Origin of the sequence: Lentzea alba (assembly GCF_011067745.1) — a bacterium.
GTDB classification, from domain to species: Bacteria; Actinomycetota; Actinomycetes; order Mycobacteriales; family Pseudonocardiaceae; genus Lentzea; species Lentzea alba.
The window spans coordinates 234,096-255,123 of sequence record NZ_JAAMPJ010000015.1; the positions used below are offsets into that span (position 1 = coordinate 234,096).

Annotated in this window: 18 protein-coding genes and 1 pseudogene; 8 read left to right on the forward strand and 11 right to left on the reverse strand. The window is 67.2% G+C overall.

What is annotated here, in order from left to right:
- Positions 1-18: 18 nt before the first annotated feature.
- The 3 genes from G7043_RS40950 to G7043_RS40960 all read right to left on the reverse strand — a co-directional run bounded on the left by G7043_RS40950 (position 19) and on the right by G7043_RS40960 (position 4,256).
- On the reverse strand, positions 19-1,035 hold the full coding sequence (locus tag G7043_RS40950; protein WP_166054084.1) for a D-2-hydroxyacid dehydrogenase: 1,017 nt from the start codon (positions 1,033-1,035) through the stop codon (positions 19-21).
- A gap of 193 nt (positions 1,036-1,228) precedes the next feature.
- On the reverse strand, positions 1,229-3,013 hold the full coding sequence (uidA, locus tag G7043_RS40955) for a beta-glucuronidase (RefSeq protein ID WP_166054085.1): 1,785 nt from the start codon (positions 3,011-3,013) through the stop codon (positions 1,229-1,231).
- Positions 3,014-3,023: 10 nt separating this feature from the next.
- Complete coding sequence (locus G7043_RS40960) at positions 3,024-4,256, reverse strand: glycoside hydrolase family 1 protein (RefSeq protein WP_166054086.1); 1,233 nt, start codon at positions 4,254-4,256, stop codon at positions 3,024-3,026.
- A gap of 189 nt (positions 4,257-4,445) precedes the next feature.
- Here G7043_RS40960 and G7043_RS40965 point away from each other — a divergent pair, with 189 nt between their 5' ends.
- Positions 4,446-5,432, forward strand: coding sequence for a LacI family DNA-binding transcriptional regulator (locus G7043_RS40965; protein WP_166054087.1), 987 nt, complete (start codon positions 4,446-4,448; stop codon positions 5,430-5,432).
- Positions 5,433-5,434: 2 nt separating this feature from the next.
- On the opposite strand, the gene G7043_RS40970 is transcribed toward G7043_RS40965, so the two are convergent.
- Entirely contained in the window at positions 5,435-5,590 is a 156-nt protein-coding gene (locus G7043_RS40970) for a hypothetical protein (RefSeq protein WP_166054088.1), read from the reverse strand.
- 121 nt (positions 5,591-5,711) lie between these two features.
- Positions 5,712-6,488, reverse strand: coding sequence for an MFS transporter (locus G7043_RS40975; RefSeq protein ID WP_166054089.1), 777 nt, complete (start codon positions 6,486-6,488; stop codon positions 5,712-5,714).
- Positions 6,489-6,586: 98 nt separating this feature from the next.
- Between G7043_RS40975 and G7043_RS40980 the strand changes: the two genes are divergently transcribed.
- Entirely contained in the window at positions 6,587-8,224 is a 1,638-nt protein-coding gene (locus G7043_RS40980; RefSeq protein ID WP_313888331.1) for a right-handed parallel beta-helix repeat-containing protein, read from the forward strand.
- Positions 8,225-8,265: 41 nt separating this feature from the next.
- Here the strand turns inward: G7043_RS40980 and G7043_RS40985 are convergent, their stop codons facing one another.
- The 6 genes and pseudogenes from G7043_RS40985 to G7043_RS41000 all read right to left on the reverse strand — a co-directional run bounded on the left by G7043_RS40985 (position 8,266) and on the right by G7043_RS41000 (position 15,349).
- Entirely contained in the window at positions 8,266-9,555 is a 1,290-nt protein-coding gene (locus tag G7043_RS40985; protein ID WP_166054090.1) for an SGNH/GDSL hydrolase family protein, read from the reverse strand.
- A 423-nt stretch (positions 9,556-9,978) separates the two neighbouring features.
- Positions 9,979-10,806 carry an aldehyde dehydrogenase family protein gene (locus tag G7043_RS50195; protein ID WP_313888332.1) on the reverse strand — a complete coding sequence of 276 codons (828 nt, stop codon included), beginning with the start codon at positions 10,804-10,806 and terminating at the stop codon, positions 9,979-9,981.
- Positions 10,721-11,659 (reverse strand): annotated as a pseudogene (locus G7043_RS50200) (aldehyde dehydrogenase family protein); the annotation flags it as partial. The gene G7043_RS50195 and the pseudogene G7043_RS50200, both read right to left, overlap by 86 nt.
- Complete coding sequence (locus tag G7043_RS49680) at positions 11,610-11,741, reverse strand: hypothetical protein (RefSeq protein WP_278186008.1); 132 nt, start codon at positions 11,739-11,741, stop codon at positions 11,610-11,612. The gene G7043_RS49680 and the pseudogene G7043_RS50200, both read right to left, overlap by 50 nt.
- A 1,297-nt stretch (positions 11,742-13,038) precedes the next feature.
- Positions 13,039-14,220 (reverse strand): fumarylacetoacetate hydrolase family protein, encoded by a 1,182-nt coding sequence (locus G7043_RS40995; protein WP_166054091.1) that lies wholly within the window; start codon positions 14,218-14,220, stop codon positions 13,039-13,041.
- Between the two features lie 661 nt (positions 14,221-14,881).
- Entirely contained in the window at positions 14,882-15,349 is a 468-nt protein-coding gene (locus G7043_RS41000) for a hypothetical protein (protein WP_166054092.1), read from the reverse strand.
- 388 nt (positions 15,350-15,737) lie between these two features.
- Between G7043_RS41000 and G7043_RS41005 the strand changes: the two genes are divergently transcribed.
- The 6 genes from G7043_RS41005 (at position 15,738) to G7043_RS41030 (ending at position 21,028) form a co-directional block, all read left to right on the forward strand.
- Positions 15,738-16,109 carry a VOC family protein gene (locus G7043_RS41005; protein WP_207312400.1) on the forward strand — a complete coding sequence of 124 codons (372 nt, stop codon included), beginning with the start codon at positions 15,738-15,740 and terminating at the stop codon, positions 16,107-16,109.
- A 36-nt stretch (positions 16,110-16,145) separates the two neighbouring features.
- Positions 16,146-16,892: an SDR family NAD(P)-dependent oxidoreductase gene (locus G7043_RS41010; RefSeq protein WP_166054093.1), complete on the forward strand. Its 747-nt coding sequence runs from the start codon at positions 16,146-16,148 to the stop codon at positions 16,890-16,892.
- 38 nt (positions 16,893-16,930) lie between these two features.
- The gene (locus G7043_RS41015; RefSeq protein WP_166054094.1) at positions 16,931-17,629 is read left to right on the forward strand and encodes a GntR family transcriptional regulator; all 699 of its coding nucleotides are present in this window, start codon (positions 16,931-16,933) and stop codon (positions 17,627-17,629) included.
- Between the two features lie 80 nt (positions 17,630-17,709).
- Complete coding sequence (locus G7043_RS41020) at positions 17,710-18,855, forward strand: acyl-CoA dehydrogenase family protein (protein ID WP_166054095.1); 1,146 nt, start codon at positions 17,710-17,712, stop codon at positions 18,853-18,855.
- Positions 18,852-19,850, forward strand: coding sequence for an acyl-CoA dehydrogenase family protein (locus tag G7043_RS41025; RefSeq protein ID WP_166054096.1), 999 nt, complete (start codon positions 18,852-18,854; stop codon positions 19,848-19,850). Before G7043_RS41020 ends, G7043_RS41025 begins: the two co-directional genes overlap by 4 nt.
- Positions 19,847-21,028: a CaiB/BaiF CoA transferase family protein gene (locus G7043_RS41030; RefSeq protein ID WP_166054097.1), complete on the forward strand. Its 1,182-nt coding sequence runs from the start codon at positions 19,847-19,849 to the stop codon at positions 21,026-21,028. The genes G7043_RS41025 and G7043_RS41030 overlap by 4 nt, the downstream gene beginning before the upstream one ends.

Sequence of the window (21,028 nt, forward strand, 5' to 3'; positions counted from 1 at the left end):
TGCCGGCGGTGTGCTGGTTCAGGTGCGCCGGATGTGCGTGTAGATGTCGCGCTGTGTCAGCAGGTTCATCAGGGGCTCGCCGGCGCGGTAACGCCGGGCGTTCTCGACGATGATGTCGATCGAGCGCTGTGTGCGGTCCGGCAGAGCCGGGGTCATGTGCGGGGTGATCAGGACGTTCGGCGCGTCCCAGAGGGCCGACTCCGCCGGCAGCGGCTCGGGATCGGCGACGTCGAGTCCCGCGCCCGCGATCTCCCCGGCGTGCAGGGCTTTCACGAGCGCGTCCTGGTCGATCACCGGGCCACGCGCCATGTTGATGACGAACGCGGTGTTCTTCATCCTGGCGAACTCGGCGGTCGAGAACAGGTGATGGGTCGCGTCGGTCAGCTGGGTCGCGAGCATGACGACGTCTGCCTCGTCGAGCAGCCGGTCCAGGCTGTCGCCGCGGTCGGCGGAAAGCATGACGTCGACGTCTCCGGACGCTTCTCCCTCGCTGCGCCGGTAGACGATCACGCGCATCCCGAACGCCTTGCCAAGGCGCGCCATTTCCTTTGCCGTGTGGCCGAAACCCACGATGCCGAGCGTCTTGCCCCACAACGACAGCTTCTTCTCGTAGCCGGGAGCCGGTCGCCACAGGTGCGCGTCCTGCGTCTCGATGAGCCCTCGCGCGTCGAACGTGAGCGCGAGCGCGAAGTAGAACCCGTGCTGTGCCAGCGCGGGAGCGGACCGGCCCGCGGATCCGGTGACGAGCATGCCCCGTTCGAACACCTCGGGCCGCGCGGACCTGGTGAGTCCGGAGTGGTCGCAGTGCACCCACCGCAGCTTCGGCGCGCGGACGTGACGGTCGTCGAGGTCGCCCGCGATCACGGCGACGTCCACGTGTTCAAGCGCTGCCGCGATGCCGTCGGAGTCCCACAACTGGACATGCACGAACTCCGCCGGTGCGAACGCCTCCCGCAGCTGCTCGACCTGATCCTCGTCGAACATGACCGTCGTCAGGACGCTGTGGATCTCGCGAGCCGGGTGGTCGCCACTCATGAACCCAAACTCCTTCGGGCGGAAGGGGAATTCTGAATTCGCAACTCGTTGAGAGCAAGGCCACACTCGCATGGTTGCGGAAATGCTGTCAAGCGATTGTTTCGGTCTGTTTTCGTGCACATTTTCGGTCAGCTTTGAAAAGCGTTACCCCGTTTCTCGGAGTCTCGCCAAGTGTGGTGCGATCGTGTTCGGTTCAGGTCGGGTTGCGGTCGGCGAACCGCTTCCACCTGGTGCGGAGCTCGTGCGCGGCCGACTTGGGCTTGCGGTCGCGCGTGAAGACGCCTTTCCTGTTTCCGTCAACCCGGTGAATCCCGGGACCGGTGGCGAAGTCCGCGAAATTCCAGACGTGCTCACCGGTGACCGCGTCGATCCGGTCGAACACACGGTGGTACATCGCCAGAAACGACTGCTGGTAGTCCTCGGTCCACGGAACGTCCCACACCGACCGCACTCCGGTCATGGCGTCGGCGCCGTACTCGGACATGATCAGCGGCTTGTCGAACTGCTCGGCCCAGCCGCGCAGCTCCGCCTCCAGCTTCTGCTCCGCGCTCGCGAGATCGCCGTTGTCCAGGTACCACCCGTAGTAGCGGTTGAGGCTCAGGACGTCGAACAGGTCGGCGATCTTGTCGTTCCGATAGGTCGCGAACATCACGACGCTGTACGTGACCGGCCTGGTCGGGTCGAGCGACCGGGCGAGCGAGACGAGCGGTTCGAAGTACTTGCGCGCTCCGTCCTCGTGCGATGCCGGTTCGTTGGCCAGGCACCACATGACGACGCTGGGGTGGTTCTTGTCGCGCGCCACCAGTTCCCGGATGTGCTGGGCATGCGCTGCCTGGGTCTCGTCGCCGAACGTCTCCGGCGAGAACGTCGGCTTGGCGCCGACACCCGTGAGCCCGCCCGTCACGGCCAGGTTGAGGCCCACGGCCGCGGTCTCGTCGACCACGACGATGCCGTGCCGGTCCGCGAACTCGAGCACCTCCTCCGCGTAGGGGTAGTGGGAGGTGCGGAACGAGTTGGCGCCGATCCAGTCCAGCAGCTGGAAGTCGTGCACGAGATAGGCGTCGTCGTGCCCCTTGCCCCGGACCGGCGAGTCCTCGTGCTTGCCGAAACCGGTGAAGTAGAACGGTTTTCCGTTGATCAGGAACTCGGTGCCGCGCACTTTGACGGTGCGGATGCCGATGTCGAGCGGGTAGCTGTCGAGCAGGTCGTCCCCTTCAAGGAGCTCGGCCTCCAGCCGGTAGAGGTAGGCGGCGCCGGGTTGCCAGAGGACGGCGTTCTCGACGCGCAGCCGGCCGTCCGCGCCGTCGCCGGTGGCCACCACGGCACCGGTCTCGTCACGCAGTCGTACGTGGACCGCGGCGTCCGCCGACGTTTCGACGCTGTAGTCCACCGTGCCTGTGGCACCGTCCACATCGGTCACGACGGTGATGTCGGTGATCCGGGTTTCCGGCACGCTGTACAGCCACACCGACCGGGCGAGGCCCGCGTAGTTGTAGAAGTCGTGCAGGTACTTCTGGCTCCGGCGGCCGTCCTGGGTCATCGTGACTGTGCCGGGCGGGATGGTGACGTTCGTGAGCTCGTTGCTCACTCCGATCGTCAGCCGGAACTCCTCGCCCGCCACGACGTGCTCGGTGATGTCGGCGTCGAACGGGGTGTAGCCGCCCTGGTGCTCGGCCACCAGTCTGTCCCCGGCGTAGACCTTGCCGGCGTGCGTGGCCGCGTCCACCCGCACCACGACGCGTCCTCCCGCCCAGCCTCGAGGTATGCGCACCGTGCGCTGGTACCAGACCCAGCCGACGTGGTCGCGGATCTCGGGATCGACGAACAGGTCGTTGTAGCTCGACGGCACCGCGGCCTCAGTGGCGCCGTGGAGCACAGAGCGCCACGGTTCGGGCACAGCCGGTGTGTCGACGGCAAATCGCCAGAGTCCGTCCAGGTTGACGAGCTCACGGGTGGCGGTGTTGCGTGGTTTGAGCATGATCCCCTTCTCAGCTCAGGGAGTTGCGCTTGGCGATGGCTCCCAGGAATCGCGCACTGTCCTTGACCGTGCGCCGCTGGGTCGCCCTGTCGACGGCGATGAGGCCGAACTTCGGCCGATAGCCGAACATCCACTCGTAGTTGTCCAAAGCCGACCAGTAGAAGTAGCCGCGCACGTCGATGCCGTCGGCGAGGCACCGTGCCAGGCCCTCGGTCGCCTCGCGGACGAACTCCACCCGCCGGGTGTCGTCGGTGGTCGCGACGCCGTTCTCAGTGACGATCAGCGGTAGCCCCGCGGTGGCGGCGCGCCGCAGCACGTTCTCCAGTGCCCGCGGGTAGAACTCGTATCCCATCTGGGTCAGCTCGACGCCTTCCCTCGTGGCCGGTGCGTGGCCGGGGCCGACCAGCGCCCTGGTGTAGTTCTGCACACCGAGGAAGTCGTCGTCCGTGATCGACGGCAGGAAGTCGTCGAAGTTCTCCGACCACTGCTCGAGCGCGGCCTCCTCGGCGCCGGGTGCCGGCTGGTAATCCTGCAGGGCGAGGGTGACTCCGACCTTTGTGGACGGACTGACCTCCCTGATCGCCTCGCGTGCCTGCACGTGCGCCCGCTTCGCGATCTCGGGACCTGCCTCGCCGACGGCGAACAGGAACACCTTCGGCAGATCGGCGCCCACCAGCGCTCCCGCGATGTCCGCGCCGACCGGTACCTGCTCGGCCGAGAAGTTCTCCGCCGGAAGGTTCTTGATCATCCTGCGGGTCAGGCAGGCGATGTTCGCCTCGTTGATCGTCACGACGTACGGGATGAGAGAACCCAGTTCGGCCATCACCACGCGGCAGTAGGCGGCGAACCGGTCGGGAGTCTCCTCGCTCTCCCAGCCGCCGAGTTCCGGCAGCCACTTGGGACTGGTGAAGTGGTGCAGCGTCACCATCGGCGTCACGCCGAGCTCGTGGCAGGCGTTGAGCACGTCGCGGTAGTGCTCGATCGCCGCCCTCGACACGATGCCGGGCTCCGGTTCGACCCGTGACCACTCGATGGAGAAGCGGTAGCTGGTGAAGCCGAGGTCCCTCAGCAGCGCGATGTCCTCGCGGTAGAGCCGGTAATGGTCGCAGGCGTCCCCGCTCGGCTCGGCGAACCGGGAGCCCGGCGTGTGCTCCAGCGCCCAGAAGTCGCTCGCGACGTTGTTGCCCTCCACCTGGTGACCGGCCGTAGCCGTGCCCCAGAGGAAGTCGTCGGGGAACACCATCGCTCGACTCCTTTGCAAACGCGCGTTACCAACGCGCGTTAGTAGACGCTCTGCGCGGTTCGGGTAGCAAGAGATTGCTGTATAACGACTGGATAACGGCGGTGATCGCGAGGTGTCTCTCTGTAACTAACGCGCGTTATACCCTCCATGTCGTGCCGTCTGGCACGACCAGTGAGCGGCGAGAGGCCCATGACGCGATCCAGCAGACGCAGCACCAGCGAGGACGTCGCTCGTGCGGCCGGAGTCTCACGTACCACCGTGAGCTTCGTTCTCAACAACAGACCAGGTCAGTCCATCCCCGAGGAGACCAGGCAGCGCGTGCTGGAGGCGGCCAGGCGGTTGGACTACCGCCCGCACGCGTCGGCGCGCACTCTCGCGGCCGGGCGTAGCGAGCTGGTCCTGTTGTCCATCCCCGACACCCGCCTCGGTCCCGGCACCAGCCGGTTCGTCGAGGAGCTCACGACCGCGCTGACCGAGCACGGCCTCACCCTGGTCACGCACCTGGCGGGAGCCCACGGCCGACTGCTGCCCGACGTGTGCGCGACTGTCAACGCCTCCGCGGTCGTGGGGTTGAGCCCGTTCGACACCGAGACGACCGAGGCCCTGTACCGGGCGGGCGCCGAGGTGGTGCTGCCGCTACCTGACTCGCGGGGCGACCTCGGCGACGCGATGGAGTCGGTCGGCCGGCTGCAGGCGGAGTACCTGATCAGCCAGGGCTGTCGCGTGCTCGGTTACGCGATGCCGGTCCAACCCGGACTGCGTGAGATGACCGAGGGACGCCTCGCCGGTGTTGCCGGCGCGTGTGCGACGGCCGGACTCGCGCCGCCGGTGGTCGAGGAGGTCGGCCTGGAGATCGCCGATGCGAGCCGGGCGGTCGTACGGTGGCGTTCGAGCGGTGTGACGGGAGTGTGCGCCTACAACGACGAGTTCGCGATCGCCGTGCTGGCGGGCTTGCGCGACCAGGGGCTTGGTGCGCCAGGGGACATGGCCGTCATCGGCGTCGACGACATCCCCACGGCGAGGCTCGCGGCCCCGCCACTCACCACGATCCGCTTCGACGTCCACGAGGCGGGCCGCCGGCGCGCCGAGGCCATCGTGGCCGCCCTGGCAGGCCGGCAACACGAGCAGTCCCCCGACGCGGGCGGGCCTCAGCTCGTGCCACGTAGTTCGGCCTGACATCAGATGTGCCCCGATCGCCGCATCCACGAGAAGGCGAGCCATCTGACCGGGATGCGCGACCAGAAGGCGAAGAGCCGGTAGACCCCCGCCGCCACGAACCGGGCGAGCACGCCCATCTGTTTGCGGCCGTCGGCGGCGGGAAGCCTTGGTTTCATGCTTGTCCGCCAAGGCGTGCGAAGCATCGGCGCGAGGCGGTATCCGGCGTACCGCGTTCGCGGTACGTCGCGGAGGTCAGCGTCCGCGTAGCCAGGCTTCAGGGATGGCCAACCGCGTGGCTCACCGGCCTTTCTTGACCTTGGTCATGATGATGACGCCACCGGCGAGGGTGAGTGCTCCGCCTGCCATGTAGAGCAGGTCGTAGTTCTGCGTCCCGCTGCCGGCGCCGATCGCCAGCAGCCCGCCGGCCGCGAGCGGCGCGAGGGCGTGCGGGATCTGCTGCGCGTAGTTCATGATCCCGAGGTAGCGTCCGGCTTCCTCGCGGCTGGGCAGCACGTCAAGCATGATCGCCTGGTCGACGGCGGCGAACACTCCGAGCCCGAGGTTGGTGAGAGCCGAGCCCACGAACAGCAGCACCAGACCGCTCGTGCTCACCATCAGCACCGCACCGAGTGCGAACACCGCTCCACCGAACAGGACGAACACCCGGCGCCGGCGCAGCCGGTCCGACAACATGCCGCTGCAGAGCGCGCCCGGCCCGGTGGCGACGACGCCGATGCCGCCCAGCCCCGCCACGAGACCACCGATGGCCGTGACGTCGACCTTTTGATGCTGCGCGATGAAGAAAGTCATGTAGGTCGAGTTGAAGGTCAGCCCGAAGAAGAAGACGAACCTGCCCACCCCGTTCCACGCGAAGTCGGGGTGCCGACGCGGGTTGAACAGGAACTTTCCGAGCAGGTTGGCTACCGTCAGGCGATCCGAGGATGGCTCGGACGTGCTGGTGTCGCCTTCCGCGGCCCAGATCCACAGCGGAATGATCAGGATCGGTTCGACGAACGTGGGCAGCAGGAACAACAGACGTGGGCTTGCATCCCGGACGGTGAGTTCACGGTCCACATGAGACTGGCGAAGCTGTGGGTGGCATTCGACGGCCGTTCGACACCTCCCGACGAACGTCTGTTGTAAAAGTCTTGTGCGGCAAAGACCATCGCGCGGTGACCATTCCTCGCGCAGTTCTCGCCATCGTGTTCCTGAGTGCGTCGACGATCAGCTCACCGGCGTCTGCGGACACCGGCGTCACCGCCTACTACGTCAGTGCGACCGGCGACGATTCCAATGCCGGCACGAGCCCACGCAAAGCATGGCGTTCACTGGAGAAGGTGAACGCCACCACCTTCAAACCCGGCGAGAGGATCCTCCTGCGCTCCGGGGACAGCTGGACGGGGCGGCTCTGGCCGAAGGGATCGGGCGCGGCGGGCAGACCCGTTGTGGTGAACCGCTTCGGCATGGGGCACAAGCCGCGGATCGTCGGCGGGGGACAGGTCGGCGAGGCGGTGCGCCTGTTCAACCAGGAACACTGGGAGATCCGCAACCTGGACGTGTCGAACGCGGCACCGGCCGGTTCGGTTCCCGGCGTCCATCTCGCCGACTTCCGCGGCATTGCCGTGCTCGGCGACAACGGCCGCACGCTCAACCACTTCCTGATCGACTCGGTCGACGTCCACGACGTCACCGGTGACATCAGGTGGATCGGCGGGAACCCGGCGAACAACACGCCGGGCGTGACCTGGGGTACCGGGTGGGACCGGTCGAAGAACACCGGCGGGATCGTCTTCCGCACCACGGTTCCCGACATCGCCGCTCCCGGCGCCGCTCCCACCGTGCTGAACGACATCACCGTGCAGAACTCAACGGTGAAGAACACGTCGTTCGCCAACATCGCCGTGAAGCAGTACACCGGCGACGCTCCCGGTGCCGTCCGGACAGGGTGGGGTGAGCGCAGGACGGCGGACGACACGCGGTTCCGCCCGCACACCAACGTCACGATTCGTGGCAACTACCTGAGCCAGGGCGGCACCGGGTACGGTGGCAACGGCGTGTACCTGACCAACGTCCGCGGCGCGCTCGTCGAGCGCAATGTCGTGAAGCAGGTGGCCGTGTCCGGCATCGAAACCTATGCCGCGGACCAGGTGACCGTGCAGTACAACGAGATTTCCGGCACCCGGCACGCACAGGGGAGTGCGGACGCGAACGGTCTGGATCCCGACATCGCCACCACGAACCAGCTCTTCCAGTACAACTACCTGCACGAAAACGGAGACGGCATCCTGTTGTGCGCGTGCCGTGACAGCGTGAACTTCGGTAGCGCGGTGGTGCGCTACAACGTGGTGACCGGTAGCAAGAGGTGGAACCTGCACGTGGCCCAGTCGACCGGCTCGTACGCGCAGGTTTACCACAACACCTTCTACAGCAACGAAGCCCCGAACATGGTGTCCGGGTACGCGAACGGCCGCGTCGAGATCCGCAACAACCTGTTCGCCTCCGGAGTCGCGGCGTCGTTCGTGCAAGGCGCGAACCTCAGGTATGAGCAGAACGGCTACTCGACCGGACTCGTACCGTCCGCTGGGGATCTCACAGCCGTGACCGGTGAACCCAGGTTCCGCGACCCGGCGGTCTCAGGGCCGTACGGAGACGAGCGCACCGGGCCTCGCCTGAAGACCGCTCGCGGGTTCGCGCTCAACCGGGACTCCCTGTTCGCCGATGCCGCCACGCTCGTGATCGATCGCGGCGGGAGGGACTATCTGGGCGCTCCCGTCGCCACCCCTGCGAACCTCGGCGCCTTCGACCGCTGAGGATTCTTGCCGCCTTGGTTGGTCGGCCGCTGGCGTCCGGATCAGATCATCGCGGCGGTGAGCACCGGAACGTAGAAGCCGATACCGGCCAGGTTGGGATGGGTGCCGGTGCCGCCGGTTCCCGGGTAGCCGTTCACGGTGCCGTTGAAGGTGTAGGCCACGCGGTGGCTGTCGATACGGGTGTCGAGCGTGGTGTCGCCGAAGACGTCCGCGACCGTTACGCCCAGCCCGTCGCAGATCTGCAGAGTCACCTCGCGGATGGCGAGCTGGGTGTTCCAGTCGCGGGAGCCAAGCTTGTGGACGGAGACGTACACGATCCGCGCGGTCGGCCATTTTGCCCGCATGGCGCGGACCGTGGACTCGAACGCGCTCGCGAAGGCGGCTCTGTCGAACGTGTCCGGGTAGGCGTCGTTGGTGCCGCCGTCGAACACCACGTAGTCGGGTGACTGTCCGGAAGCGTTGCGCACCTGGTTGAGGATCTGGTTGCCACCGGGGTTGATCGTCGCGCCGTTCACGGCGTACTTGGTCAGGTTCATGGCCTCGCGCTCGGCCGTGAGGTTGACGGAGCCGCGCGGGTAGGTGTGGCCCGCGACGATGCTGTCGCCGAACGCGTACATCGTCTTGCCCTTCAGCCTGCCGTTCGCCGCGTTCGCCGGTGCGGTGAGACGGAAGTTGTCGATGGACTGCACGTCGGTGCCGTAGTAGTTGCAGGCAACCAGTTTGACGAGGTTCCTGCCGGTGATGTTCGCCGTGCCGGAGGCCATGACCCTCGCGGCGGTCTCCTTGGTGGAGATCAGGTACTGCACCCGCTGCAGCGTGAAGTCCAGGTGCAGGTTCACCGCGTACCACTTGGAGCGGTCGTAGGAGAGCTTGGCCCATGCCGGGTTGAGCGAGTCCGGGGCGGACGTCGAGTCGGACACTGGTCCGGTCACGCCGTAGCGGAGTTCGTTGGCGGTGCCGGCGAGCGAGAACACCAGATTGCCCTGGCTGTCCCGCAGTTCGACACCGGTCTTGTTCCCGCTGGTGGCGACCTCGGTCTTCCAGTCGAAGGCAAGGTCGAGGGTTCGTTCCTGCGCGACGGTCGCGTCGAACGTCTTGACCGAGGTCGTGTAGTTGCCCATCCCACTGGTGACCTTCAGGAGCCCGTTGCTCACCGAGGCTCCGGTGGGGAAGCCGAAGTTCGCCGGGGACGTCTGCGTGCTGAAGGTCTCGTCGATGAGCACGCTGGCCGCGTTCGCCCCAGGGGCGCCAACGGCTAACGTCGCCGCCACGAGGGCGGCGACGGCTACGGGCCGGAGAAACCGGCTGGTCGGCCGACGGTCGGAATGCATGGTGGTTTCCCTGCCCATCTCGCTCGCTACTCGGTTCGACCCGCCGGTGGCGACTGAAACTGTCCAGTTCGGACGTTATGGGTGTCGCCCAGACGGCGCCGGGGAAAGCGCTTTCCGTCGGCAAACGTAGGGTGAGCCAAAGAAATCGTCAAGCGTTCGACCAGCCCTCCGATGGCGGCCTGACGTCAGAGGTGCCCCGATCGCGGCCGCGATGAACCGGGCAGGTCAAGCTCTCATCTGACCGTGAACTGGAAGTTCTGAGAGCACACAGGCACGGCGATCGTCGCCACACTCCGATTCGGCGTCTGCCACGCATCAACTCAAGATGCTCCCGAAACGAGGTGAAGGAACTCCTGCCGACCAAACTTGAGTTCGAGACCGCGTCGCGACGGCTGCTGGGCGAATCCGGGGTGTGTCCGGCGATCACGTCAAGGCGGTCCAGATACCTTTGACCTCGGTGTAGGCCTCAATGGCGTCCCAGCCCATCTCGCGGCCGATACCGGAGCTCTTGCGTCCTCCCCAAGGCGCGGCCGGGTCCTGGACGGGCAGTGAGTTGATGTAGACCGCTCCAGCCTGCAATCGCTGGGCGAGGCGGTTGGCTCGGCCAATGTCACGGGCCCACGCGCTGGCCGCGAGACCATACGGTGTTTCGTTGGCACGGTTCACGACGTCGTCCTCGTCCTCATAGGACAGGATCGACAGGACGGGGCCGAAGATCTCCTCTTTGGCGATCGTCATGGAGTCGGCGACGTCGGTGAACACCGTCGGCCGCAGGAAGAAGCCGGTCGCCAGTGCCCCGTCCGTGGCGCGGACGCCGCCGGTGAGCAGCGACGCGCCTTGGTCGACGCCAAGCTGGGTGTAGCGGGTGACCCGGTCGAGGTGTTCGGCGGAGATGACGGGGCCGAGTTGGGTGGCCGGATCAATGCCGTCGCCGAGCACCATCCCGGAGGCGGCGGCAGCGATCTTGGTGGCGAACTCGTCGAGGCGGCTCGAGTGCACGTACATCCGCGCGTACTGGGTGCAGATCTGGCCTGAGTTGAACAGAGAGCCGATCAGGTTGCCTTCGACCGCGGCGTCGATGTCGGCGTCGGAGGTGACGATGCTGGGGCGCTTTACCTCCCAGCTCGAGGGAAACGAGGGTAAGCCGGTCGGCACTGGTGCGCAGGATCTCCTTTCCGACCTCCGTAGAGCCGGTGAAGGAGACCTTGGCGATCCCTGGGTGACGGACCAGTTCCTCGCCGGTGGTCCCATTCCCGGTGAGTACGTTGATCACGCCGCAGGGGAATCCTGCCTCGATGGCCAGTTCGGCCAGGCGCAGGGTGGACAACGGCGCCTGCTCCGCGGGTTTGATCACGACGGTGTTGCCGGTGGCCAGTGCCGGAGCGAGTTTCCAGGTCAGGATCATCAGCGGTGCGTTCCACGGGGTGATCAGCGCGCACACCCCGAGCGGTTCGCGGCGGGTCTGATGGGCGAACCCAGGCACCGACACCGGTGAGGTCACGCCGGTGATCTTCGTGGTCCAGCCGGCGTAGTAGCGCAGGATGTCGATCACGTTGGGCAGCACGAACTGCTGGTTGAGCACGACAGGCGTGCCGTTGTCACGAGTTTCGATCTCGGCGAGCTCGACGGCGTTCCGCTCGACCAGGTCCGCCAGTCGCCAGAGCAGGACCGCGCGCTGGTTGGGCAGCATGGCCGCTCGGTCGCCGGACGCGAAGGCCCGGCCGGCGGCGGCCACAGCGGCCGCCACGTCGGCCGGCCCGGCGAGAGCCAGTTCGCCGATCACCTCGCCGGTCGCGGGGTTGACGGTTTCGAACCGTTCGCCGCCGGCGGGGTCGGCCCACTCGCCGTCGATGAGCAACTGTCCTTTGTGGAACACGGTGTTCCTCACTTTCCCAGTACCAGGTCGGCCGCCCGCTCGGCGATCATGATGGTGGGGGCGTTGGTGTTGCCCGAAGGGATACTCGGCAACAGTAGGAACAGACCTCGTGCCGAGGCTGGTCGTTGTGAGTCCCAGTTCGACGAGGAGACGACGGATCAGCGCTGCTTTGTCGAGGTCATCCACGGGCCGCCTCCTGCGTGCCGGAGTAGTGCCGCATGAGCACACCGGCGACGACGGAGGCCGTGTGGACGGTCAGCGTGGCCATTGCAAGGTCGGCGACCAAGACCACGCGGTGGTTGGTGGCCATGCCCAAACCTTGCCGGACTGCCGCCGGTAGAAACAGATGGCGGCGAGCGTTGATGCGATACGTGCCGTTCGGGGAAACCGACACAATCGCGCAGTCCGGTTCGACCATAACGTCATGGTGGTCACCGGTGTGCCATCCGAGTGCGTCGACCAGCCACCGGTCGCCTATGCGACCCGAGTGATCGACCCGAGAGATCGCCAGCTGTAGATCTGTTTCCTTAGAGAGCTTGGGGAATGTCGGAAACCTCTGTGGCTGCGGTGTCACTTTTGGGCGTACAGCTGGTGGCGCGAATAGGGGGACAACGCTTTCCCTCACAACAGCAACGCCGGGTCGGCCTGCTGGGATTCCAGCCGTCGCAGTGGTAACTGCCCTATCGTGAACACTAGTTCGGAGATCATGTAAGACCTTTCAATTGATGAAAGGCTCGAGATCCCGCCGCGGAAACAGAAGAGATCCACGTAGAGTAGTCAACATGTGACTCTACGTGGATCTCTGCGGCTGAAATCTCAGCCAATTTGGTGTCCGAGGGGGGACGCTTGCGCAGTTCGCGTGTTCATGCGCTATTGGATAGCTCGAACCTAGTATAGAGGGCCAGTCGACGCGATTCAATCTTCGCGACTAAGTTCTATTGACTGGGTGCCAAGAACTTAGCGGTGAACTGTTGGATCGCACGCTGATCCGGAATCAGACCGATCTATGGTTTGCACGAGTACGGGTGGAACTACAGCGAGGACCGCACTTACCGACCACTCGCCGCCGAAGCACCCCTGTGGGCACGGCCCTAGCCTCTTGAACCCGATCAGATTGAACGCTCCGGCGTAAATCGGTAAGATCGTCTCAGCGGAGTCATCCGACGAGTATCGCCATGCGGTTTAACCTGCATGGTCGGGGTTTTCGGTACGTACAACTGCGCAGACCACATTTAAACGACGATCAAGCCTGCAGCGTGCCTTCGCCGCGCTGCTGGTGGCGGCGGAAGGGGCTACTGCCCGACCGCTCGCAGCCGCATGTCTGATTCTGACTGGCACCTGCGCGACGTTGCCGGCAGAAGAGGCTCGAACACGCTTACCCGGAGCGGATCACTGTGGCGCCGCGGTTAAGTGCGCTCAGGCTTTCTCTGTCATCGGAGCGAAGTCGACGAAATCGAGGCCGGCGCTGACGGCTTCGACCGTGTCTGCTTCCGTGCGGCGCTGTTGAACGGAGGACTCTGCCCCGAACCGGTGGGTGACGGCCGCCTCGTCGTCGGAACCACCGAACGCGTGGTCGGTGACGACTACTACCTTGGTTACGAGCGCGCCTACGTGCGCGAGCTCAGCAGACCGCGGGCGGCGAGGTTCTCCATCAGCGCGGTGATGCCGAACGTCCAGTCTTCTGCGTCCTCGGCTGTGTTCACGACGTTCGTCAAGGCGCCCAATCGGGGTGAAGAGATGCGAACGACGTCCCCGATCTTGTGGGTGAACCCTTCGCCGGGCTGGTCCCGGTCCTCGGTTGGAGCGAACATCGTGCCGGTGAACAGCACGAAGCCGTCGGGATAGCGGTGGTGTGCGCCGTAGGCGTGGGACACGAGGTCCTCGAGCTCCCGGCTGATCTCGTGGACCGGATTGACGTCGTGCAGCTCGAAGCCGTCGGGGCCGGTGATGTCCAAGGCGATCTCGGTGGCTTTGGCATCCGCCAGCGTGAACCCGTCGTCGAACAGCCGGAGAAACGGTCCGATGGCGCAGGAAGCGTTGTTGTCCTTCGCCTCGGTGAGCAGGAGAGCACTGCGGCCCTCGAAGTCGCGCAGGTTGACGTCGTTGCCGAGCGTCGCGCCGACCGGGTTTCCGCGCGAGTTCACCACGAGGACGAGCTCGGGCTCGGGGTTGTTCCAGGCTGAGCGGGCGAGAACGCCGACGTCGGCTCCCAGCCCCACCGCCGAGAGCACCGGGGCCTTGGTGAAGATCTCAGGGTCCGGGCCGATACCGACCTCGAGGTACTGCGACCACAGGCCCTCGGCCTGAAGAACCCTCTTCACCTCCGCGGCTTCTGCGGACCCCGGCTTCAGGTCGGAGATGTGGCCCTGGACGATCGCGCCCACCTTCTGGCGAACTTCCTCGGCCCGCGTGGGATCCCCGTCGGCGCGCTCTTCGATGACCCGTTCGAGCATGCTGCGGACGAAGGTCACGCCGGCGGCCTTGAGCACTTGCAGGTCGACCGGTGCGAGAAACCGGGGAACGGCATCGGTCGGGTTCGTTGTAGCGGTCAGAACCTCCGCGAGCGGCCACGACATGCCGCCTGGGTGATTCCTGACGATCTCCAGCGCGTCCGGCCGCTCGAGCAGTGACGACACGGTCGATGCCAGCGGCGAGAGGTCGACGACCTCTTCGCCGCGGATCGCAACGACCGAAGGGCCGCCAGCAGACGGGTCGAACACCCTCGCGACAAGTGTGGCGTCCGCCGCGTCTTGGGGAAGAACGGTGGCGGCGTTGAGTGAGATCCCCATCGAAATCCTTCCTGCTCGCACCGCAGATTAGCTCGAAATCCCGACGAGCTTCCTCTGGCCCGGTTCGGCTTCGAGTGACAGCCCTGCCCCCGTAGGCTGTGAGTATGGCCTTGCCCGGCAGGAGTGGAACCGGATCAACTACGAGCCCGCGCTGATGGCGGCTGACCGTCTTCCTGGCATCTTCTACGATTGCTTTTCGTTGCGTCCCAGGCGCAGGCCCTGACCGACTAAGGCGTGTCCTGCGGATCTTCACCTGAGGTGGAGGTCGATGCAGGCGGGAATGATCTCGGCGTGGTGATAGGCAACTGTTTCGCGAACCTGGCTGCTCGTCGGCTGGCCAGAGGAAGCCGCCGACTCCTGCGTACCGCGCGCGATCTGCGGATCAGGACTTGGCGCCGTGCCGTCGCCGGCGGAGCGTAGCGATCTCGACCGGATCACCACCGCGACCCGGTGCAAGCGGCGGCGAGGAACAGCAGGCGTAGTTCTTTCGGGTGGCAGTAGTGCCGATGACCAGGAACGCCGGCGCGACGAGGAGAGCGACGGACTGGGAACGCTGGTGGCGAAGCCGATGATGCCCACGCTGTGCCGCGTTCAGATGCCCCATGCGGTGGCTCGGAGAAGTTCCGAGCCACCGGGGTCTTTCCGGTGCGGATCGTGAAGATCAGGAAATGATCACGGAGCTGGTGAAGTTGTGCGCCGTGCGGTTGGCCCAGACCTCGATCAGCGGCCGGTCCCTGCCGGTCTCGCGCACGTCCTGGTCAGCGGTGAACCGGTACTGGCGGCCCGTCAGGAGAGCCGTGCCGCCGCAGGTCCGGCCGGCGTGGACGTAGACGTGGAAGCCCTGGTTGGCGAAGGCGAAGGTCCGGGTCTCGATCGACCTCACCGGGCGGAAGTCGGGGAAGGCGAAGCATGCGAACGACCCGCCGAGGCCGGTCTGCGGGTCTCGCGGGAAGTCGAGCTTGACGCTGCCCGCATTGGCGGGCAGCCCCTCGTTGACGAGCACGATCCGCCAGCGGGATGCTGCGGATGCCGCGCCGTTGCCGACGAGGACGAGACCGAGAACCGCGAGTACGGTCAGCGCGGCACTGATGCCGGCGCGGAGCGCGCGGCTTCGACGACCGTGTGACATGGAAACCCTCTCCGAAGAAGAACCTTGACTTCGTCAGCTCGCGCTGACGTGAGGCAAGTGGACGATGACCGTCCACTTTGGTTGATACCTGCCATTGGTTGCGTTGAGGTGAACAGGAACCTAAGGAGAACTCAGGTTCCTGACGTTGGTGAGCGCCTGCATGAGAGCGCTCACAAAGCTCACGGTGCCACGCCGCACGACGGACGACAAGTCCGAAATGGACTTGAGAAGTTCGCCTGTTGAGATGCCTGTTGAGACGGCGTCTGTCGGCGCCGGGCGGTCATCGGCGGTGCAGGCCGGTGTCCGCTGAGTGGAACGTTCACCCACGTGATCACGAGGTGGGCGGTGTACTCCGCGTCGTCGCGGCACGCCGTTCCTCGGAGGGATCATGGGCTTCACCTTCACCAAGGTCGTCGTCGGCGACCTCGACGCGCAGTGCGGGTTCTACGTCGCTGTGCTGGGTCTGAGTGCCGTGCATCGGATGGCGAACGGTGAGGGTGCGGAGAAGCACGAGCAGGTCGTCCTGCGTGGCGATGGCGAGGGGCCGTCGTTGGTGCTGGTCGCCTACTCCTCTCGCGAGGTGCCTGTGCCGGGTGAGGCGGTGCTCGGGTTCGAGGTCGCCGACGTGGATGTCACGGTGCATGCCGCCGTGGAGGCGGGCGGGTCCGTGCGGGTCGCTCCGAAGTCGGCGGGTGGCAGGCGGGTGGCCGTGGTTCTGGACCCGGAGGGGCATGCCGTCGAGTTGTTGCAGAAGCCGTGACCGCAACGGAAAAAAGAGCCACAGGAGAGGACATCGATGTTCGAGCTGTCGGGCCATGCGGCCCTGGTCACCGGGGCCGGTCAGAACGCGGGAGCGGGTATCGCGCGTGCGTTGGCGGCGCAGGGTGCGGCGGTGGCGGTCAACGACCTGGTGGCCGAGCGCGCCGAGGCGGTCGCGAAGGAGATCGTTGCGGCCGGTGGACGGGCGGTGCCGGTGCCTTTCGACGTCACCGATCGCGAGGCGGTGGTCACGGCGGTCTCGAAGGTGAAGAGCGAGTTCGGGGCGCACGTCGATGTTCTGGTGCACAACGCGGGCATCGCTGCTGATTTCGGGCAGGGGCACTTCCGGACGTTGGACCCGAGCCGGTGGCGGGGCCCTGTGGAGATCAACTTGTTCGGCGCGATGAACTGCGTCTCCGCGGTGGTCGACGACATGTGTGAGGCCGGGTGGGGGCGCATTGTGCAGATCTCCTCCGGTGCCGCGCGTGTCGGGTCCGACCAGGGGTTGTCGCTCTACGGGGCGGCCAAGAGCGGGGTGGAGGGTTTCATCCGGCACCTGTCGCAGGAGCTGGCGCCTTCCGGGGTCACAGCCAACACGCTCGCACTGGGGTTGCAGAGCAACGTCGCCGGCGCGGCCACCGAGATGTTCGCGAAGAAGATTCCTCTGCGGCGATTGGGCACGCCCGAGGATGTCGGTGCCGCGGTGGTCTACCTGGCCTCGGTGGAAGCGTCGTGGCTGACCGGGCAGATCCTCAACCTCAACGGGGGCAGCGTCACCTCCTGATCCACCCCGTACGGTGGGGCTGATCGTGAGGAGTGCCCATGTCGCCCAGCAGGACCGGCCCGGCCGGGAAGATCGGCGCCGACCAGGCGGTGTCCCGTGTGGTCGACGGGATCAAGCGGATGATCGTCTCCGGGGATCTGCTGCCGGGGCAGCAGATCCGCCAGGAGCAGATGGCGGCCGTGCTCGGCGTGAGCCGGTTGCCGGTGCGGGAAGGCCTGCGGCAGCTGGCTTCCGACGGGCTGGTGGTGCACGAGCACAACGTCGGGTTCGCCGTCGCGCGTTTGAGCCGCGCGGAGTTCGACCAGGTGTACCTGATGCGGCGGTTGCTGGAGACCGAGGTCATCCGCAGCCTCGCCCAGCCGACCGCTGAGCAGCTGGCACACGTGGGAGCCCTGGCGGAGGCGGTCGAGCAGGCGGCGGCGGATCTCGACCTGCCGCGCATGCGCACCCTCAACAGCGAGTTTCACCAGGCGATCTTCGGCCTGAGCCCGCTGAACCTGGTCGTGGCCGAGATCAGCCGGATCTGGACATGGGCGCTGCCCTATCACGCCGTCTACCTGTACGACGAGGCCGGACGGGCGCGAGTGCTGGCCGAGCACCGCGAGATGGTCGCGGCGCTCGCCGCGGGTGACTTCGAGCAGCTGGTGGAACTCATGGACGCGCACCGTTCCGGCTCGGAGGCCCAGCTCGACGTGATGCTGCGGTCGGGTGCGGAGCTGCGGCCGTCAGCCGGGTGACGCGTCCACTGACCGGAACATCGAACGCAGGACTGGATCTGATTTCCTAGCGTGGCCTGGACCCCGAGAGAGGAGTCCGGGTGACATCGACGATCGACCTGGTCGCGCACCGCCACAGCACTGCCGAGCACGAACTGCGCGACGAGGTGCGGCAGTTCCTCGGCGACCAGCGCGCGGCCGGCGCGTTCCGGCCCCGCTGCGACGCCTGGATGACCGCGGCCGACCCGGCGTTCAGCAGGCTGCTGGGCAGCCGCGGCTGGGTCGGCATGACGTTGCCGGGTCGCTACGGCGGCCACGACCGCACCCCGCTGGAGCGATTCGTCGTGGTCGAGGAACTGCTGGCGGCGGGCGCGCCGGTGGCGGCGCACTGGATCGCCGACCGTCAGATGGCCCCGTCGATCCTGCGCAACGGCACCGAGGCGCAGCGGCAGCGGTACCTGCCCGGGATCGTCAAGGGTGAGTGCTTCTTCGCCATCGGGATGAGCGAACCGGACGCCGGCTCCGATCTCGCCGCCGTGCGCACCCGAGCAGTCGAGACCCCACGGGGCTGGGAGATCACCGGCACCAAGCTGTGGACGACCGGAGCGCATTTCGCGCACGCCATCGTGGTGCTCGCTCGCACCGATGGCACACCGGGAGACCGGCACACCGGCCTGTCGCAGTTCGTGGTGGACCTGCCGCACCAGGCCGTGGAGATCAGGCCGATCGTGACGATCGACGGCGAGCACCACTTCAACGAGGTCGTCTTCGACCGCGCCGTCGTGCCCGCAGACGCTCTGCTCGGCGACCGTGGTGCCGGCTGGCGGCAGGTGATCGCGGAACTCGGCCACGAGCGTTCGGGACCCGAGCGGTTCCTGAGCACCTTCCCGCTGCTGGAGGCGTGGGCGGCGCAGACGAGCGACGATCCGGTGGCGGCCAGGGAGGTCGGGCGGCTCACGGCCCGGGCCTGGACGTTGCGGCAGCTCTCGCTCGCGGTCGCGGCCGACCTGGCGGCCGGTCGTTCGCCGGAGGTGGCGGCCGCACTGGTGAAGGACCTCGGGTCCCGGTTCGAAGGAGACGTCGTGGAGACCGTGCGGCGTGTCGCCGGCGCCGAACCCCGGCGCGGGGCCGACGGGCTGGCGGGGCTGCTCGCCGACGGGGTCCTGCACTCCCCGGCGTTCACCTTGCGCGGGGGCACCAACGAGGTTCTGCGGTCCGTGGTGGCCCGTGGTCTGGGGGTTCGGTGAGCGACGAGCTGCACGAGGAGATCCGCGCCGCTGTCGGCGCCATCCTGAAGGGCCGCGACAGCCAGGACGATTTCGACCGCTCCCTGTGGAAAGACTTGTGCGATACCGGTTTCCACCTCTTGGGTGTCCCTGAGGAGATCGGCGGCAGCGGTGGCGGGCTCCGCGACCTCGCGGTCGTGGTCGACCTGCTGGCGTTCCACGGCGCCCGCGTGCCCGTGGCGGAGTCGGCGTTCCTGGCGGGGTGGCTGCTGGCTCGCGCTGGACTGTCCATTCCGGACGGTGTGGTGGTCGCGTCGATCGACCAGGCCCGTGTGCACCGGCGCGACGGACTGCGGCTGTCCGGCCGGGTGCGGACACCGTGGGGGCGGCATGCCGGTCACGTGGTGACCACCGCCCACGACGGGAACGTCGTGGTTTCCCCGGTGAGTGCCGTCGAGCGTCAGGAGAATCTCGCCGGCGAACCCCGTGACGTCGTCGTCCTCGACAACGTCGAGGTCACCGCCGTCGCACCCGTTGGTGTGGAACCGGACGAGATCTTGCACCGAGGGGCGCTCGTCCGGGCTGTGCAGCTGGCGGGTGCGGCGCGAGCCGTGCTGGCGTCGGCACGGCGGCACGTCGCCCAACGAGAGCAGTTCGGACGCCCGTTGGCCCGTTTCCAGGCAGTGCAACAACACCTGGCGGCGCTCGCGGCAGAGGTCACTGCCATGCGGGTGAGCGCCGACGCGGCTGTGCTCGCGGTCGAGGCATCCGATCGTGGAGCCGCTATCGCTGTCGCCGCGGCGAAGGCCACCACCTCCGCGGGCGCGCACGTCGTCGCCGGCATCGGGCACCAGCTGCACGGCGCCCTCGGTTACTCGGCCGAGCACGCCCTCGGCGCGGCGACCACCAGGTTGTGGTCGTGGCGAGAGGAGTTCGGAAACGAGAGCTACTGGCACGACCGCCTGGCCGCGGCCGAGGGCTCGGTGTGGTCTGTGGTGACGGGCGGTGACCGGTGAGCGGGGGAGCGTTGCGGGGGCTCAAGGTGCTGGACCTGAGCCGGGTGCTCGCCGGGCCGCTGTGCGCGCAGATGCTCGCCGACCACGGCGCGGACGTGATCAAGGTCGAGGCACCGGCGGGGGACGAGACCCGGCGCTGGGGTCCGCCGTTCGTCGACGAGGAGCAGACGACCAGCGCCTACTACCAGGGCCTCAACCGCAACAAGGCCAACGTCGTGCTGGACCTGCGCGTCGACGTCGCGCGTGACGTGCTGCACGATCTCATCGCCGACGCGGACGTCGTCGTGGAGAACTTCAAGGCCGGCACCATGCGCCGCTGGGGACTGGACTACGAGACGAGGCTGGCTGTCGAGTTCCCGCGCCTGGTCTACTGCCGGATCACCGGCTACGGGGTGGACGGTCCGCTGGGCGGTGAGCCCGGCTACGACGCGGTGTTGCAGGCCCACGGAGGCTTGATGAGCGTCAACGGCGAGCCGGATCGCGACCCGCTGCGCGTCGGCGTGCCGATCGTCGACATCACTGCGGCACACCAGGCGTTCGCCGGAGTCCTGCTCGCCCTGACTGAGAGGGAGGTGAGCGGCCGGGGACAGCTGGTCGACATCACGCTGGTGGACGCGGTGGTGTCGCTGATGCACCCGCACTCCGCCGCCTACCTGGCCTCGGGGACGGTGCCGGTGCGCACCGGGGCCGCGCATCCGACCGTCGCGCCTTACCAGGTGTTCCGCACGGCTCACGGCGACAGCCTGTTCGTGGCCGCCGCGAGTGACGCGCACTTCGCCGCGCTCGCGGACGTCCTGGGGCAGCCCGAGCTGGCCGGTGACAGCAGGTTCCTGCGCAACCGGGATCGCGTCGAGCACCGCACGGAGTTGCTGGCCTTGCTGGAACCGTTGTTCTGCGCGAGAAAGGCGGACGAACTGGCCGAGGCGTTGCGAGAGAGGGGAGTGCCGGCGAGCCCCGTGAACGACGTGGCCGCCGCACTGGCCGCGCCCCAGGTCCGGCACCGGGCGATGGTGGTCGCTGACGTCGACTACCAGGGCGTCGGCGTGCCGATCAAGCTCAGCCGTTCGGGCTCGGCGCCGCCCCGCGCGCCTGTCGCCCAGGGTGCGGACACCGAAAGGGTGCTCGCCTCCCGCGGTCACGACCTCGCGGCGTTGCGCGAGAGCGGAGCGCTGGGCTGA

What these genes read in the sequence shown, in the direction of transcription:
- G7043_RS50195 (WP_313888332.1), bottom strand. Translation starts at nt 10,806, where the DNA reads ATGGGACCACCGGCGAGGAACTGGTCCGTCACCCAGGGATCGCCAAGG.
- G7043_RS40950 (WP_166054084.1), bottom strand. Translation starts at nt 1,035, where the DNA reads ATGAGTGGCGACCACCCGGCTCGCGAGATCCACAGCGTCCTGACGACG.
- G7043_RS41005 (WP_207312400.1), top strand. Translation starts at nt 15,738, where the DNA reads ATGGGCTTCACCTTCACCAAGGTCGTCGTCGGCGACCTCGACGCGCAG.
- G7043_RS49680 (WP_278186008.1), bottom strand. Translation starts at nt 11,741, where the DNA reads ATGGCCACCAACCACCGCGTGGTCTTGGTCGCCGACCTTGCAATGGCC.
- G7043_RS40965 (WP_166054087.1), top strand. Translation starts at nt 4,446, where the DNA reads ATGACGCGATCCAGCAGACGCAGCACCAGCGAGGACGTCGCTCGTGCG.
- G7043_RS41015 (WP_166054094.1), top strand. Translation starts at nt 16,931, where the DNA reads ATGTCGCCCAGCAGGACCGGCCCGGCCGGGAAGATCGGCGCCGACCAG.
- G7043_RS40970 (WP_166054088.1), bottom strand. Translation starts at nt 5,590, where the DNA reads ATGAAACCAAGGCTTCCCGCCGCCGACGGCCGCAAACAGATGGGCGTG.
- uidA (WP_166054085.1), bottom strand. Translation starts at nt 3,013, where the DNA reads ATGCTCAAACCACGCAACACCGCCACCCGTGAGCTCGTCAACCTGGAC.
- G7043_RS41000 (WP_166054092.1), bottom strand. Translation starts at nt 15,349, where the DNA reads ATGTCACACGGTCGTCGAAGCCGCGCGCTCCGCGCCGGCATCAGTGCC.
- G7043_RS40960 (WP_166054086.1), bottom strand. Translation starts at nt 4,256, where the DNA reads ATGGTGTTCCCCGACGACTTCCTCTGGGGCACGGCTACGGCCGGTCAC.
- G7043_RS41010 (WP_166054093.1), top strand. Translation starts at nt 16,146, where the DNA reads ATGTTCGAGCTGTCGGGCCATGCGGCCCTGGTCACCGGGGCCGGTCAG.
- G7043_RS40985 (WP_166054090.1), bottom strand. Translation starts at nt 9,555, where the DNA reads ATGCATTCCGACCGTCGGCCGACCAGCCGGTTTCTCCGGCCCGTAGCC.
- G7043_RS40995 (WP_166054091.1), bottom strand. Translation starts at nt 14,220, where the DNA reads ATGGGGATCTCACTCAACGCCGCCACCGTTCTTCCCCAAGACGCGGCG.